The sequence below is a fragment of the Listeria innocua genome (genome assembly GCF_028596125.1).
Taxonomy (GTDB): Bacteria; Bacillota; Bacilli; order Lactobacillales; family Listeriaceae; genus Listeria; species Listeria innocua.
The window spans coordinates 1,500,932-1,517,006 of sequence record NZ_CP117229.1 but is presented as its reverse complement, the minus strand read 5'-3'; the positions used below and the strand labels follow the sequence as shown (position 1 = coordinate 1,517,006).

At 37.8% G+C, this 16,075-nt stretch carries 11 protein-coding genes; all 11 read left to right on the top strand.

The features are described from left to right. Window positions 1-11: 11 nt before the first annotated feature. The 11 genes from PQQ29_RS08075 to polA all read left to right on the top strand — a co-directional run bounded on the left by PQQ29_RS08075 (window position 12) and on the right by polA (window position 16,073). Entirely contained in the window at window positions 12-947 is a 936-nt protein-coding gene (locus PQQ29_RS08075; protein ID WP_010991611.1) for a DHH family phosphoesterase, read from the top strand. A 122-nt stretch (window positions 948-1,069) separates the two neighbouring features. Then, a complete protein-coding gene (gene dnaE / locus PQQ29_RS08070) occupies window positions 1,070-4,396 on the top strand; it encodes a DNA polymerase III subunit alpha (protein ID WP_010991610.1) in 3,327 nt (1,108 codons plus the stop codon). A 215-nt stretch (window positions 4,397-4,611) separates the two neighbouring features. After that, window positions 4,612-5,496 carry an acetyl-CoA carboxylase, carboxyltransferase subunit beta gene (accD, locus tag PQQ29_RS08065; RefSeq protein ID WP_010991609.1) on the top strand — a complete coding sequence of 295 codons (885 nt, stop codon included), beginning with the start codon at window positions 4,612-4,614 and terminating at the stop codon, window positions 5,494-5,496. Next, the gene (locus PQQ29_RS08060; protein WP_003771994.1) at window positions 5,486-6,442 is read left to right on the top strand and encodes an acetyl-CoA carboxylase carboxyltransferase subunit alpha; all 957 of its coding nucleotides are present in this window, start codon (window positions 5,486-5,488) and stop codon (window positions 6,440-6,442) included. The genes accD and PQQ29_RS08060 overlap by 11 nt, the downstream gene beginning before the upstream one ends. 284 nt (window positions 6,443-6,726) lie before the next feature. After that, window positions 6,727-7,686 carry a 6-phosphofructokinase gene (gene pfkA / locus PQQ29_RS08055; protein WP_003762450.1) on the top strand — a complete coding sequence of 320 codons (960 nt, stop codon included), beginning with the start codon at window positions 6,727-6,729 and terminating at the stop codon, window positions 7,684-7,686. 281 nt (window positions 7,687-7,967) lie between these two features. After that, entirely contained in the window at window positions 7,968-9,725 is a 1,758-nt protein-coding gene (gene pyk / locus PQQ29_RS08050; protein ID WP_003771992.1) for a pyruvate kinase, read from the top strand. Window positions 9,726-9,844: 119 nt separating this feature from the next. Beyond that, a complete protein-coding gene (locus PQQ29_RS08045; RefSeq protein WP_003762447.1) occupies window positions 9,845-10,222 on the top strand; it encodes an FxsA family protein in 378 nt (125 codons plus the stop codon). A 156-nt stretch (window positions 10,223-10,378) separates the two neighbouring features. Then, on the top strand, window positions 10,379-10,840 hold the full coding sequence (locus PQQ29_RS08040) for a DUF441 domain-containing protein (protein WP_003762446.1): 462 nt from the start codon (window positions 10,379-10,381) through the stop codon (window positions 10,838-10,840). Window positions 10,841-10,876: 36 nt separating this feature from the next. Beyond that, on the top strand, window positions 10,877-11,998 hold the full coding sequence (gene citZ, locus PQQ29_RS08035) for a citrate synthase (RefSeq protein WP_003771989.1): 1,122 nt from the start codon (window positions 10,877-10,879) through the stop codon (window positions 11,996-11,998). A gap of 19 nt (window positions 11,999-12,017) precedes the next feature. Then, window positions 12,018-13,280 carry an NADP-dependent isocitrate dehydrogenase gene (gene icd, locus PQQ29_RS08030; RefSeq protein ID WP_187984130.1) on the top strand — a complete coding sequence of 421 codons (1,263 nt, stop codon included), beginning with the start codon at window positions 12,018-12,020 and terminating at the stop codon, window positions 13,278-13,280. Between the two features lie 165 nt (window positions 13,281-13,445). Continuing rightward, on the top strand, window positions 13,446-16,073 hold the full coding sequence (gene polA / locus PQQ29_RS08025; RefSeq protein ID WP_010991607.1) for a DNA polymerase I: 2,628 nt from the start codon (window positions 13,446-13,448) through the stop codon (window positions 16,071-16,073). Window positions 16,074-16,075 lie beyond the last annotated feature (2 nt).

The window sequence follows — 16,075 nt, the reverse complement described above, 5'->3', positions numbered from 1 at the left end:
GAGGCGAAACAATGAAAAGTGAGATTTTACAACAAATAAAACAATATGAAACGATTATTTTGCATAGGCATGTACGACCTGACCCAGATGCATACGGTTCGCAAATGGGACTTGCAGAAATTATCCGAGCTAGTTTTCCTGAGAAAAAAGTCTACTCGGTTGGGAATGATGAAGTGTCGCTCCAATTTCTAGGTGCAGTAGATGAAATAGCCGATGAAGTATATAAGGATGCGCTTGTAATTGTGTGTGATACCGCGAATCAAGAGCGAGTTTCTGATGTGCGTTTTTCCTCAGGACAGAAATTAATTAAAATCGATCATCATCCAAATGACGATGCTTACGGTGATTTACTTTGGGTTGATACGACGGCCTCTTCTTGTAGCGAAATGATTGTTGCTTTTTGGGAAACTTTTTCAGATGAATTAATTTTGAATGAAACAGCAGCAAGACTCCTTTATGCTGGGATTGTGGGCGATACTGGCCGGTTCCTGTATCCAAGTACTACAGAAGAAACGCTACGTTTATCCGCGCATTTAGTAACATTTCCGTTTGATCGTCCGGCGCTTTACCGTGAATTATATGAGCTACCAAAAAATACGGTGAAGCTTTCAGGGTATATTTTGCAAAACTTTGTCATGGATGAAAATGGCGCTGCAACCGTTTATTTAAGTGATACGCTTTTGAGAGAGTTTGAAGTAGATCCGCGCGACGCTTCCGCACTTGTATCTTGCATCGAAAATGTGGAAGGAATTAAGGCGTGGATTATGTTCATTCAAGAAGGCCCGGTTTTCAGAGCGCGGTTACGTTCAAAAGGACCAGTTATTAATGAACTAGCCAAAGAATACGGTGGAGGCGGACATCCGCTTGCTTCTGGCGCGACTCTTCATAATGAAGAAGAAATAAAAGAAATGACAGTAAAACTTGCGCGCATCTGTGCGGCTAAATAAACAAGAAATAAAGCCAGTTTAACTAGCTGGCTTTATTTTTTATATAAAAACGCGAACACACTTTCTTTTTTTTAGCTTAACCGATATAATGGAAAAAGAGAGTTTTGAAAGGAGAGAGGATAGTGGGGTTTGTTCATTTACAAGTTGCGAGTGCTTATGATTTGCTTTCTAGTACAGCATCAATCGATAAGTTAATCGCTAAAGCAAAAGAATACCATTATCCAGCCTTAGCAATTACGGATAAAAATGTACTTTACGGAGTAGTCGAGTTTTATCAAAAATGTTTAGCGGCGGATATAAAACCAATTATCGGGATGACGGTGACAATACAAGGTTACTTAAATCCAATTAATTCATATGAGTTGATATTAATTGCGGAATCAACCGCTGGATATCATGAGTTATTAAAAATCGCGAGTGCCATTCAAACGCGGGAAGAAGGTCCCGAATTACCGCAAAGTTGGCTACGTGCGTATAGCAGTAATTTAATTGCCATTTCACCCGGCGCCAAAGGAGAAGTAGAGCGTCTTCTTATGGAAGAAAATCGCGACGGGGCACTAGAAGTTTACGAGAACTTAGTCAGTATTTTTGGCAAAGAATCCGTTTATTTATCAGCCCAAAAAGAAAACCCACGTCTTTTTGCTAAAATAGAAGCTTTTTCAGCAGAAGAAAAGGCTCCTGTTGTTGCAACGAAAGATGTCCAATATATGGAGCCAAAAGATGCTCAGGCTAAAGAAGTTTTGACTGCGATACGTGACAATCGGACTGTGGATTGGGCGACATTGCCACTCGCAGGCCCGAATTATTTTACTTCACAAGCTGAAATGGAGCGTGACTGGCAAACTGGTTTCGAAAAACAGGCATGTCTCGAAACAGAGAAATTAGCCGAACGCTGCCACGTTGAAATTGCCTTAGATCAGCATTTATTGCCAAGATTTCCGTTAAATGAAGAACAAAACGCACCTGATGTTTTAAGAGAAACGGCTTATGCTGGCTTAAAAGAGCGGAATTTATTAGCAAAAGAATACCAAGAACGGCTAGATTATGAGCTAAAAGTTATTACGGAGATGGGATTTGCGGATTATTTCCTAATTGTTTGGGATGTTATACGTTATTCTCGAGAAGCAGGAATTTTAACTGGACCAGGTCGGGGTTCTGCAGCAGGATCGCTTGTTTCCTATGCACTTAGAATTACCGATGTTGATCCAATTCGTTATAACTTGCTATTTGAACGATTTTTAAACCCAGAACGAATAACGATGCCCGATATTGATTTAGATTTTCCAGATAATCGCAGGGATGAAGTAATTTCTTATGTTGTATCGAAATACGGCGAGGCGCATGTTGCCCAAATTGGCACATTCGGAACATTAGCGGCTAAAGCGGCGATTCGTGATACGGCCAGAAGCTTTGGCTTGAATTCAGTACTTTTATCAGAATGGTCGAAGTTAATTCCGAGTCAATTAGGCATTACTTTACAAAAAGCTTTACAAGAAAGTCCACGGTTAGAAAATCATATTAAAAGTTCCAAAGAAAACGAAATGATATGGGAAGTAGCTTGCCAACTCGAAGGTTTACCGCGCCACATTTCGACGCATGCTGCCGGGATTGTTATTAGCGATAAGCCACTCGTCGAACAGGTTGCGCTTCAATTAGGTAGTGGGGATGCTAGATTGACCCAGTTTGCTATGGGGGAATTAGAAAAAATCGGCTTACTTAAAATGGATTTTCTTGGACTTAGAAATCTAAGTTTATTAGATCGTGTTTTAAAATCAGTTAATTATAATAGAGAAACGCCATTAACTTTAGCAGATATTTCTTTGGAAGATAAAAAAACTTTAAAACTCTTCCAAACCGGTGACACGACAGGTGTTTTCCAATTTGAATCGGATGGTATTCGCCGCGTACTTCGGAAACTAAAGCCGACTTCTTTTGAGGATGTTGTGGCCGTGGATGCCCTTTATCGCCCAGGTCCAATGGAGCAAATTGATACTTTCATCGCCAGAAAACATGGGAAAGAAAAAATCCAATACCCGCATCCAGATTTAGCACCTATTTTAGAAGTGACTTACGGCGTTATCGTATATCAAGAACAAATTATCCAAGTAGCGAATCAAATGGCTGGTTTTTCACTTGGGGAAGCAGATTTATTAAGACGAGCTGTCAGCAAGAAAAAAGCAGATGTTTTAAACGAAGAACGGATTCATTTTGTTGAAGGAGCTAGAAGTAAAGGTTATTCAGAGAGTAGTGCTAACCAAGTTTATGATATGATTATCCAATTCGCGAACTACGGGTTTAACCGAAGTCACGCAGCTGCTTACTCGAAAATCGCTTTTCAATTGGCCTATTTAAAAGCCCATTATCCAGCAGCATTTATGTCATCACTTCTTAGTTCTGTTTTTGGAAATGATGACAAAATTTCTCAATATATCACAGAAGCAAAGAACTACGGTATCAACATGTTGGCACCGAGCATTAATCATAGTAATTACTACTTTCAAATGGAAAACGAGACCTCGATTCGTTATAGTTTCCGCGTTATTCGAAAAGTACCAACGAAATTTATTTTAGAAATCATCAATGAACGAAAAAAAGCGCCTTTTAAAGACTTCTTTGATTTTTGTGAAAGAATGCCACATAAAATGCTTTCAGAAACTGTTCTAGAAGCGCTTGTTTTTTCTGGTTGTTTTGATGAATTTGGCGAAGACCGGGCAACTATTTTAGCAACAATAGATGCAGTACTGCAATACATTTCATTACTCGGAGAAGATTCAAAAGGGATGAATCTTTTTGCGGAAGATGACGATTTTTTGAAAAAAATGAAACCACGCTACCGGAAAACCGCACCAATTTCGATTGATGAAAAGCTAGAAAAAGAAAAACTATATACAGGTCAATATGTTTCGGCACATCCCGTATCTTATTACCAAAATAAATTACAAAACCTTGCTATTACAAGACTAGCAAGTGTTAGCTCTGGGAAAATTTATCAAGTTGCAGCCTATGTTCATGAGGTGAAATCAATTCGAACTAAAAAAGGTGAAACGATGTGTTTTTTGACTATTAGTGATGAATCAAAGGAATTAAGTGCAGTTATGTTTCCTGAAAGCTACCGAAAATACGCGAATTTTGCTCAAAAAGGAGAAATTCTTTTTCTTAAAGTGAAGGCAGATACGAGGAATGGCGAACTTCAATTAATTATCAATGAAGCCCAAGACTTAAAAGAAATAAAAGCTCCGGTAAGACTATTTTTAAAAGTCACGGAATCACTGCAAATGGAGCAAATAAAACCGATTTTAGCGCGTCATAAAGGGGATAGTAAAGTCATTATTCACCAAGCGATAACCAAACAAACAACCGAACTAAAAAATATTCAAGTCAAACCGTCAAATGGGTTGCAAGAAGCGCTAGTAGAGTTGCTTGGTAAAGAGAATGTGGTGTTTAAGTAATCTTAGACTTTCTATATTTATAGAAAGTATGTTATAGTTTAACGTGGAAAACAATACTGCGCAGTCTGTCCATTTTGATTCGGATAGACTGGCATTTTGTCTTCTTGTGGGAAAATGCGGTTGAAATATGTTTCACGTCTTTATTCATTTTTCATTTATATAACATTAAAATCGTTATGAACCACAATAGAAAGCGTAAATGGGGAGGGTTATCCTTGCTAGGAGACTTGTTTACAAAACCAAAAAAGAGAAAATATGCCACAATTCCTTCTGATGGGACGAAAGCGGATGTTCCAGAAGGTATTATGACAAAATGTCCAGAATGCAAAAAAATAATGTATACCAAAGAATTGCAAAAGAATCTTATGGTATGTAATTATTGTGGTTTTCACCATCCAATTGGAGCAACAGCTAGAATTGATATGTTAGTTGACGAAGGTTCGTTTGAAGAACTTGATGCTAATTTAACAACGGCAAATCCACTTGGTTTTGAAAATTATATGGATCGAATTGAGAAAGATAAGCAGAAGAGTGGTTTGAATGAAGCGATTGTTACTGGTCATGCTACCATTGATGGTAATCCGCTTGTGATTGCTGTTATGGACTCGCGCTTTAGAATGGCGAGTATGGGGTCAGTAGTTGGCGAAAAAATCCTTCGCGGGGTAGAAGAAGCCGATAAAACAAATAAACCATTTGTTATTTTCACAGCTTCTGGTGGCGCGCGTATGCAGGAAGGAATGCTTTCCTTAATGCAAATGGCAAAAACTTCTGCAGCATTTAAACGGTTTAGCAATCACGGTGGTCTTGTCATTACTGTGATGACACATCCAACAACAGGTGGTGTTTCGGCTAGTTTCGCATCACTTGGAGACTATAATTTTGCAGAACCAGGCGCACTTATTGGTTTCGCAGGACGAAGAGTTATTGAGCAAACTGTTCGTGAAGAACTACCAGAAGATTTCCAAACAGCGGAATTCTTATTAAAACATGGACAACTAGATGACTGTATTTCACGTCTTGATTTAAAAAATAAATTAAGCTTTATTTTAAAAATCCATGTGAAAACACCTGAAGCTGGAGGTGAATCTGATGGCGAATGAAATGGAATTTGAGAAACCAATTTTAGAATTAAAAAGTAAAATTGCAGACTTAAAAGAATACAATGAAACATCAGATGTAGACTTAACGAATGAAATCGAGAAGTTGGAGAAGCGTCTAGCTAAATTAGAAGCAAGCATTTATAGTAATATGACTGCTTGGGACAAATTTCAAGTGGCTCGTCATCCAGAACGACCTACAACACTTGATTATATCTCGCTTTTATTCGAAGACTTTATGGAACTTCACGGCGACCGGACATTTGGAGATGACGCTGCAATAGTTGGTGGAATTGCTACTTTTAAAGGCACTCCAGTCACAGTTATTGGTCACCAACGCGGTAAAGATACTAAAGATAATTTACATCGTAATTTTGGTATGCCGCATCCTGAAGGCTTCCGCAAAGCGCTTCGTTTAATGAAACAGGCAGATAAATTTGGTCGACCAATTATTTGCTTCATTGATACTAAAGGGGCTTATCCAGGTCGCGCTGCAGAAGAACGTGGTCAAAGTGAAGCGATTGCTAGAAACCTTTATGAAATGAGCGATATGAAAGTACCAATTATTTCTATTGTTATTGGTGAAGGTGGAAGTGGCGGTGCGTTAGCTCTTGGCCTTGGTAACCAAATTTTCATGTTAGAGAATGCTGTTTTCTCTGTTATTTCACCAGAAGGCGCCGCAGCAATTTTATGGAAAGATGCAAGTCTAGCCAAAAAAGCAGCGGAGTCTATGCGAATCACAGCAGGAGATTTATACGAACTAGGTATTACTGATGGGATTATTCCTGAAGTAAAAGGCGGTGCTCATCGCGATTTAGCAGCACAAGCAGAAGAAATTAATAAAACTATCACGAAATCCCTTCATGCATTAATGGCCTTTTCTGAAGAGCAACTAATTGAGCAACGTTACGATAAATTCAAAAAAATCGGCGTTTACGAAACTTTATAAAGTCCAAAAGAAGATGATTCTCTTATTTTTAAGGAATCATCTTCTTTTTATATAGTAATGTAGAAAAGAAAGTTTATAAGTTCACAAGTATAGACCAATTAAAGTGTTATTTAGGTAGAAAGCCATTTTGCGGGTGAAATGGAATAGACCGATATGAAAAAGCGCATGTGCAAGCGGTTACGCTTTAAAAAAGTGTTCTGTTGGAGCTTTTCATTTGACCTTTTTTCATGTAGAATAAACACATGTGATGAAAAACAATATCATTGTCTGAGGTGGTAAGTAAAATGAAACGAATTGCAATTTTAACAAGTGGAGGAGACGCTCCAGGAATGAATGCAGCCACTCGCGCTGTTGTACGGAAAGCAATCTATGAAGGACTTGAAGTTTACGGTATTAACTATGGCTTTTTAGGGCTAGTCAATGGCGATATTCGTAAATTAGAATTAGGTTCAGTTGGTGATTTACTTCACCGTGGGGGAACTTTCCTCTATTCTGCAAGATATCCTGAATTCGCTACAGAAGAAGGACAACTTAAAGGAATTGAACAATTGAAAAAACATCAAATCGATGGCTTAGTTGTTATCGGTGGAGATGGTTCTTATCACGGCGCGGAAGCACTTACAAAACGTGGATTCCCAACTATTGGTATCCCAGGAACAATTGATAATGATATTTCTGGAACTGATTTTACTATTGGTTTTGATACAGCGCTAAACACTGTGCTTGATGCACTTGATAAAATCCGCGATACAGCGACAAGTCATGAACGTACTTTCATTATTGAAGTTATGGGTCGTGACGCAGGTGATATCGCACTTTGGTCTGGCCTTGCTGGTGGCGCTGAAGCTATCATCGTTCCAGAAGAAAGCTTTAACATGGACGATGTTGTGGATCGTTTAAACAAAGGTCGCGAACGTGGTAAAAAACATAGTATTATTGTAGTTGCTGAAGGAGTTATGTCTGGTAACGAGTTTGCCAAACAACTAGCTGAATATGGCGATTATCATGCACGTGTAACTGTTCTTGGACATGTTCAACGTGGTGGTAGCCCAACTGCATTTGACCGTGTACTTGCAAGTCGTCTTGGTGCGCGCTCAGTAGAATTATTGCTAGAAAACCGCGGAGGATTAGCTGTTGGAATCCGTGAAAATAGAATTGTCGAAAATAATATTGGTGAAATTTTAAAAGAAAAACACACTCTTGATCAAAAATTATTTGATCTTGCATCTATTTTGTCGATTTAAAACGGCTGAAGAGCTGGCTGCCATGACAAAGCATGGTAGCCTTTCTTTGTGAAAAATTTTAGTAACGTATAAAAATAGACTTTGAGAAAAAAGAGAAGTCAATTGTTAATCAAGCATGCTGTAACAATCTGGAAAACGTTTTCTTGTTATCGTTACCATGCTTCACAATTGCGCTCTTATTCACAAACTTACTTGTTTTGCAAGGTTGTGACTGGTAAAATAGGTAATATATGTTTATAATGAATACGAATGAATAGCTAAGTTCTAGGAGGAGTAATAACATGAAAAAAACGAAAATTGTTTGTACAATTGGTCCTGCAAGTGAGTCAGTTGACACATTAGTTCAGTTGATCGAAGCAGGAATGAACGTTGCACGTCTTAATTTCTCTCACGGAGATTTTGAAGAGCACGGTGCGCGTATTGTAAATATCCGTGAAGCATCGAAAAAAACTGGCAAACAAGTTGCTATCTTACTTGATACAAAAGGTCCAGAAATCCGTACAAACGACATGGTCGGCGGAAAATTAGAATTCCAAACAGGTGACGTTGTACGTGTATCTATGACTCCTGTTGAAGGAACAAAAGAAAAATTCTCTGTAACTTACGGAGAACTTTATGATGACGTAGAAATTGGTTCTTCCATTTTACTTGATGACGGTTTAATCGGTCTTGAAGTAATCGAAAAAGACGAAGCTAATCGCGAACTAGTAACTAAAGTACTTAACCCAGGTGTACTTAAAAATAAAAAAGGTGTTAACGTACCGAATGTTTCTATCAACCTACCAGGAATCACAGAAAAAGATGCTGCTGATATCCGCTTCGGTTTAGAACAAGGTATTGACTTTATCGCTGCATCTTTCGTACGTCGTGCTACAGATGTTCTTGAAATTACTAAAATTTTAGAAGAGCATAACGCAACTCACGTACAAATCATTCCTAAAATCGAAAACCAAGAAGGCGTTGACAACATCGACGAAATCTTACAAGTATCTCAAGGCTTAATGGTTGCTCGTGGTGACCTAGGCGTTGAAATTCCAGCTGAAGAAGTTCCGATTGTACAAAAAGAACTTATCAGAAAATGTAATAAACTTGGTAAACCTGTTATTACTGCTACACAAATGCTTGATTCCATGCAACGTAACCCACGTCCAACTCGCGCTGAAGCAAGTGACGTAGCGAATGCGATTTTTGATGGAACAGATGCTATTATGTTATCCGGTGAAACAGCTGCTGGGGATTATCCAGTAGAAGCAGTTAAAATGATGGCGAAAATCGCTGTTCGTACTGAGGAAGTTCTAGTTGCTCAAGATAAATTTGCACTTAAACTTCATGAAAATACAGATATGACAGAAGCTATCGGTCAAGCAGTTGGCCATACTGCGAAAAACCTAAACGTTCAAACTATCGTTGCTGCGACTCAAAGTGGTCACACAGCTCGTATGATTTCTAAATACCGTCCAAAATCTCATATCGTTGCTGTAACATTCAACGAACATGTATATCGCGGATTAGCTCTTTCTTGGGGCGTATATCCTCGTCTAGCTACTCCTGTTAGCAATACAGACGAAATGTTCGACCTTGCAGTAAAAGAATCTCTTGCTTCTGGTGTTGCGAAACAAGGCGATCTAATCATCATCACTGCTGGTGTTCCAGTTACAGAAAGTGGAACAACAAACGTTATGAAAATCCAATTAATTGGTGAAAAAGTAGTTAAAGGCCAAGGTATTGGCAGCAAATCAGTTATTGGTAAAGCAGTAGTTGCTAAATCCAATGCAGAAGCTCTTCAAAAAGCAGAAGAAGGCGGAATCTTAATCGTTAAAACAACTGATAAAGAAATCCTTCCTGCATTCGAGAAAAGTGCTGCAGTTGTTGTCGAAGAAGGCGGCTTAACTAGCCACGCAGCAGTTGTTGGAATCAACCTTGGCATTCCTGTCATCGTTGGCGCTAAAGACGCAACATCCCTTGTAAAAGACGGTGAAATCATCACTGTTGATTCTCGTCAAGGTGTTGTATATAACGGCAAAACAGCAACTCACTAAAATTAACCTTTCTAAAAAGCGTCCCGCTAGCGGGGCGCTTTTTTTGTGTCTACGCTTGTATTGTTTTTCGATTGCGCCAAAATAGGTTATAATAGTCATTAAGTATTGGAGTTGATTTTATGAGAAAATTTATTCTTTATTGGGCTTTATATGGCTTAATAGAATTGATTATGTATGTTTGGCTATTCCAAGTAATCGGTTTTTGGCCACTTCTTTTTATTCAAATAGCTTCGAGCGCCTTTGGTATTTTTATTTTCAAACGCCTTGGAGGCAACCTTTTCCGGAATTTACGTGATGGACGAACAGTAGCACCATATTTATTAGATAGCCTATGCTTTTTTATCGCGGGTTTCCTATTAATTATTCCAGGAGTTATTACAACTATTTTAGGGCTAGTTATTTTTATCCCGTTTTCTCGTAAACTATTAAAACCTAAATTAACGAAATGGCTTGGAAATCAAAAGAAACACACACAATATTATTATTTTGATATGTAATTGAAACCTCTATGGGAAAAACTTTCTATAGAGGTTTAGTTGAAAAAAGGGTAATTCATTTTCCTTATGGCATTTTAGTATTACTATAAGGTATGTTTATGATATAATAATTGTTATCTCGCTTCCTAGATGCGTGATATTGAAAGGTGACTTAGTATGTTTACGGAAAGTATGTTGTTTTTACTTCTTTTTTTACTTCTTGGACTTATAGCAAAAAATAATTCGCTTATTATTGCGGTAGCTGTCGTTATTTTATTGAAGTTATTTCACGTCGATGGTAAAGCAATGGAACTGATTCAAGCTAAAGGAATTAATTGGGGCGTAACGATTATTACTGTTGCTATCTTAATTCCAATTGCGACTGGTCAAATCGGTTTTAAAGATTTAATTGATTCTTTTAAATCGGCAGCTGGCTGGATTGGTCTTGGGGCAGGAATTGCTGTTTCTATTTTAGCGAAAAAGGGTGTAGGCTATATGGCCGTTGATCCACAAGTAACTGTTTCACTTGTATTTGGAACGATTTTAGCAGTAGTACTGTTTAGAGGGATTGCTGCTGGACCGGTAATTGCAGCGGGTATTGCGTATATGGCAATGCAGTTAGTTGCATTCATAAAATAAATACATAAGTAAAAAAGGATAAAAGGAGGAAACGAAATGACGTTATCTAAAGGGTTGGAAAATGTATATGTTGCTGAGACTTCCATTAGTTCTATTATTGATGATATGTTAACGTACGTTGGTTACGGTATTGATGATTTGATGGAAAATAATGCTTCTTTTGAAGAAGTGATTTACTTATTATGGCATTTACGTTTGCCAAATAAAGAAGAATTTAAAAAGTTTAAATTAGAAATCCAAGAAAATATGGCAGTATCTGAAACCATTATTACAAGTTTAAGAATGCAAAATCATCAAAAATTGCATCCAATGAGCGTTTTAAGAACAACGGTATCGATGTTAGGTGTGTTTGACACCGAAGCAGAATTAGATGATGGGGAAGCTGTGTACCGAAAAGGGCTACGTCTTCAAGCGAAAATGCCAACGATTGTTGCTGCTTTTTCAAGAATTCGTCGCGGACTTGATCCCATTCCGCCAAGAGAAGATTTAAATATGGCAGCAAATTTCCTTTATATGATTACAGGGGAAGAAGCGGATGAGTTATCGGTAGAAGCAATGAACAAAGCGCTAGTACTGCACGCAGACCATGAGTTTAATGCATCTACATTTACAGCTCGAGTTTGTGTGGCAACGCTTTCGGACGTTTATTCTGGTGTAACATCTGCTATTGGTGCGCTAAAAGGCCCACTTCATGGTGGTGCGAACGAACGTGTATTTGATATGTTAGAAGAAATCGATGCAGCTGGCGATGTGCGTAATTATATCCAAGAAAAAATCGATACTAAACAAAAAATCATGGGCTTTGGTCACCGAGTTTATCGAGGTGGGGATCCGCGTGCCCAACATTTACGTGAAATGTCTAGAAAATTAACTGCTGAAAAAGGCGAAGAAAAATGGTTTGATATTTCACTGCAAGTAGAAGAAGCTGTTTGGGAATTAAAACATTTAAAACCTAATGTTGACTTTTACTCTGCTTCCGTTTACCACGCGCTTGGGATTGACCGCGATTTATTCACGCTAGTATTTTCTGTAAGCCGTGTTTCTGGTTGGTTAGCACACATTTTTGAACAATATCGTGATAATCGTCTTATTCGTCCACGTGCTATCTACGTTGGACCTGAAAATAGAAGTTATTTACCTGTAGAAGAACGAATTTAATGGAGGAGGAACAAGTTTTATGAGTCAAAAAATTCAAGTAGAAAATGGTATTTTAAAAACACCGAACAACCCAGTAATTCCTTTTATTGAAGGAGATGGAACTGGTCCAGACATCTGGGCAGCTGCAAAACGCGTTTTAGATGCGGCAGTTAAAAAAGCTTACAATGGCGAAAAAGAAATTGCTTGGAAAGAAGTTCTAGCTGGCGAAAAAGCATTTAAACAAACTGGCGAATGGCTTCCACAAGAAACACTAGATACAATTGATGAGTATTTAATTGCTATCAAAGGACCGCTTACAACACCAATTGGTGGCGGTATTCGCTCTCTAAACGTCGCTTTACGCCAAGAGTTAGATTTATATGTATGTTTACGTCCAGTGCGTTATTTCAAAGGTGTTCCGTCACCAGTAAAACGTCCTGAAGATACTGATATGGTTATTTTCCGTGAAAATACAGAAGATATTTATGCAGGAATTGAATTTAAAGAAGGTAGTGCAGAATCGAAAAAATTAATTGATTTCTTAAAATCAGAGTTTGGCGTGGATAAAATTCGTTTCCCGGAAACTTCTGGTATTGGGATTAAACCAATTTCAAAAGAAGGAACAGAGCGCTTAGTCCGTTCAGCGATTGAATATGCGATTAAAGAAGGTCGCAAATCATTAACACTTGTACACAAAGGAAATATCATGAAATTCACTGAAGGAGCTTTCAAAAACTGGGGCTATGATTTATGTGAACGCGAATACGGCGATAAAGTATTTACTTGGAATGAGTATGATCGTATCAAAGAAGCAGAAGGTACAGAAGCTGCTGATGCAAAACAAAAAGAAGAGCTTGCTGCTGGGAAAATATTAGTAAAAGATTCGATTGCAGATATTTTCTTACAACAAATCCTCACTCGTCCAGCTGAATTTGATGTAGTAGCTACGATGAATTTAAATGGAGATTACATTTCTGATGCCCTTGCTGCTCAAGTAGGTGGAATTGGAATTGCTCCAGGAGCGAACATTAATTATTTAACTGGTCATGCGATTTTTGAAGCAACACATGGTACTGCTCCAAAATATGCTGGTCTTGATAAAGTCAATCCATCTTCTGTTATTTTATCTGGAACATTACTACTTGAACATATTGGCTGGGGTGAAGCAGCAGCACTCATTAACCACTCTATGGAAAAAACTATCGCTGCAAAAACCGTAACATATGATTTCGCTAGATTAATGGATGGAGCTACAGAAGTTAAATGTTCGGAATTTGCGGACGAGTTAATCAAAAACTTCTAAAATAAGTCAATTTTAAACGATAAAACTAGTTCGTAATATCTTTTTATAAAGGAAATGTACGTATTTTAAACAAACCATTTAATCCCATTCGGATAAGTGGTTTGTTTTTATGTTCCTATGGTAAAATAGACACAAGTGAATGATAATATCGAGGAGGATATCCCTGTGAATAAATTAGTATTAATTGATGGAAATAGTATTGCGAACCGCGCGTTTTATGCGTTGCCGCTCTTAAATAATGATAAAGGTGTATATACAAATGCGGTGTACGGATTTGCAATGATGCTGATGAACGTACTTGAAAAAGAAAAGCCTAGCCATGTGCTCGTTGCTTTTGATGCAGGAAAAACAACCTTCCGCCACACTACATTTAAAGGATATAAAGGTGGTCGCCAAAAAACGCCAAGTGAATTATCCGAGCAATTTCCATTTATCCGAGAGCTCTTAACAGCTTACGATATCCCGCAATATGAACTTGCTAACTACGAGGCCGATGATATTATCGGGACGTTAACAAAAAAAGCAGAAGCAGACGGAATGGAAGTCGCTATTATAACAGGAGACCGCGATTTAACTCAACTTGCTTCTCGGAAAACCACTGTTTATATTACTAAAAAAGGTATAGCTGATATGGAAACAAACACTCCAGAAACCTTAAAAGAAAAATATGACTTAACACCATCGCAAATCATTGATATGAAAGGTTTAATGGGAGATTCATCTGATAATATTCCCGGCATTCCTGGCGTAGGTGAAAAAACAGCCTTGAAACTTTTGCATGAATTTGGCGGTACAGTTGAAAGTGTCCTTGAACATGCTGAAGAAATTTCAGGTAAAAAATTAAAAGAAAAAGTACTAGAAAATAAAGAATTAGCTATTTTAAGTAAAGAACTTGCGACAATCAATGTAGATTCACCAATTGAATGTACAGTCGAAAGTACGAAATATGATGGCTATCAAACAGAAAAAGTCATCCCACTATTAAAAGAAATGAACTTCACAACGCTTTTAAAAAACATCGAAGGAGATACAGCGGAAGAAGCAAAAGAATTAAAAGAACTATCTTTTGAAATAGTAACGGAATTAAAAGAACAACACTTTGGTGGGAAAACCGCGCTTTATGTGGAACTGGAAAATGATAATTATCATACCGCAAACTTTATTGGATTAACTGTTCATTCTAGCCAAGGAACATACTTCTTTACGAAGGAAACTGCAGAAAAAAGTGCGGTTTTCCGTAATTGGGTGGAAAGTGACGAAACAAAAGTCGTTTATGATGCGAAAAAAACAATGGTAGCGATGAACCGAATTGGTTTTGCTATAAAAGGTGTCACTTTTGATATTATGTTAGCTTCTTATTTACTAAATCCATCAGATTCCATTGATGACTTTACAAGTGTTGCTGTGAGACATGATTATACAGAAGTAGAAACAGACGAAGCAATTTATGGAAAAGGTGCTAAACGAAGCACGCCGGAAGAGAACATTGTTGCTGCCCACTTAGCCAGAAAAGCAGTAGCAATTGCTGAACTAGAGAAAAGATTAGTAGATGATTTAGAGGAAAATGAGCAATTAGCTTTGATGGAAGATTTAGAGTTACCACTGACATTTGTCTTGGCTCAAATGGAAATGCAAGGAGTTAGCGTAGATACTAAACGCTTAGAAAATATGAAAGTAGAATTAGCTGGTAGATTGAAAACATTAGAAGAATCGATTCATTCACTCGCTGGCGAAGAATTTAACATTAATTCACCGAAACAATTGGGTGTCATTTTATTTGAAAAACTAGAACTCCCTCCAGTGAAAAAAACCAAAACTGGTTATTCAACCGCAGCGGATGTACTAGAGAGTTTATCAGGAAAACATGCGATTATTGATGAAATTTTATTATATCGTCAACTAGGTAAAATTCAATCTACCTACATTGAAGGCTTGCTTAAAGTAACTGACAAAGAAACGCATAAAGTACACACTCGTTTCAACCAAACGTTAACACAAACTGGTCGTTTAAGCTCTGTAGATCCGAACTTACAAAACATCCCGATTCGCCTAGAAGAAGGCCGGAAAATCAGACAAGTTTTCGTACCAAGTAAACCTGGTTGGAAAATGTTTTCCGCCGATTACTCCCAAGTAGAATTGCGTGTTTTAGCGCATATTTCTGAAGACGAGAATTTAATTTATGCGTTTAAACACGACTATGATATTCATACAAAAACAGCGATGGATGTTTTCCATGTAGAACAAGATGAAGTTGATTCTTTAATGCGTCGTCAAGCCAAAGCAGTAAACTTTGGAATCGTATACGGCATTAGTGATTATGGGCTTTCTCAAAACCTTGGTATCACGAGAAAAGAAGCGAAAGACTTTATTGATCGTTATTTTGTGAGTTATCCAGCTGTAAAAGAATATATGCAAGATATTGTTCGTTTTGCGAAAGAAAAAGGCTACGTAGAAACTATTTTACATCGTCGTCGGTATATTCCGGAAATCGTCAGCCGCAATTTCAATGTAAGAGGATTTGCGGAAAGAACGGCAATGAATACACCTATTCAAGGTAGTGCCGCGGATATTATAAAAAAAGCAATGATTCTCATGAGCGAACGCTTAAAATCTGAGAATTTAGAAGCAAAATTATTACTTCAAGTGCACGATGAGCTTATCTTTGAAGCACCTGAAGCAGAAATTGCAAAATTAGAAGAGATTGTACCTGACGTAATGGAAAATGCGGTAGAACTTTCTGTGCCACTTAAAGTTGATAGCGCATTTGGCGATACTTGGTATGACGCGAAATAAAT

What these genes read in the sequence shown, in the direction of transcription:
- PQQ29_RS08075 (WP_010991611.1), top strand. Translation starts at nt 12, where the DNA reads ATGAAAAGTGAGATTTTACAACAAATAAAACAATATGAAACGATTATT.
- PQQ29_RS08060 (WP_003771994.1), top strand. Translation starts at nt 5,486, where the DNA reads ATGGCGAATGAAATGGAATTTGAGAAACCAATTTTAGAATTAAAAAGT.
- pfkA (WP_003762450.1), top strand. Translation starts at nt 6,727, where the DNA reads ATGAAACGAATTGCAATTTTAACAAGTGGAGGAGACGCTCCAGGAATG.
- pyk (WP_003771992.1), top strand. Translation starts at nt 7,968, where the DNA reads ATGAAAAAAACGAAAATTGTTTGTACAATTGGTCCTGCAAGTGAGTCA.
- PQQ29_RS08045 (WP_003762447.1), top strand. Translation starts at nt 9,845, where the DNA reads ATGAGAAAATTTATTCTTTATTGGGCTTTATATGGCTTAATAGAATTG.
- PQQ29_RS08040 (WP_003762446.1), top strand. Translation starts at nt 10,379, where the DNA reads ATGTTTACGGAAAGTATGTTGTTTTTACTTCTTTTTTTACTTCTTGGA.
- citZ (WP_003771989.1), top strand. Translation starts at nt 10,877, where the DNA reads ATGACGTTATCTAAAGGGTTGGAAAATGTATATGTTGCTGAGACTTCC.
- icd (WP_187984130.1), top strand. Translation starts at nt 12,018, where the DNA reads ATGAGTCAAAAAATTCAAGTAGAAAATGGTATTTTAAAAACACCGAAC.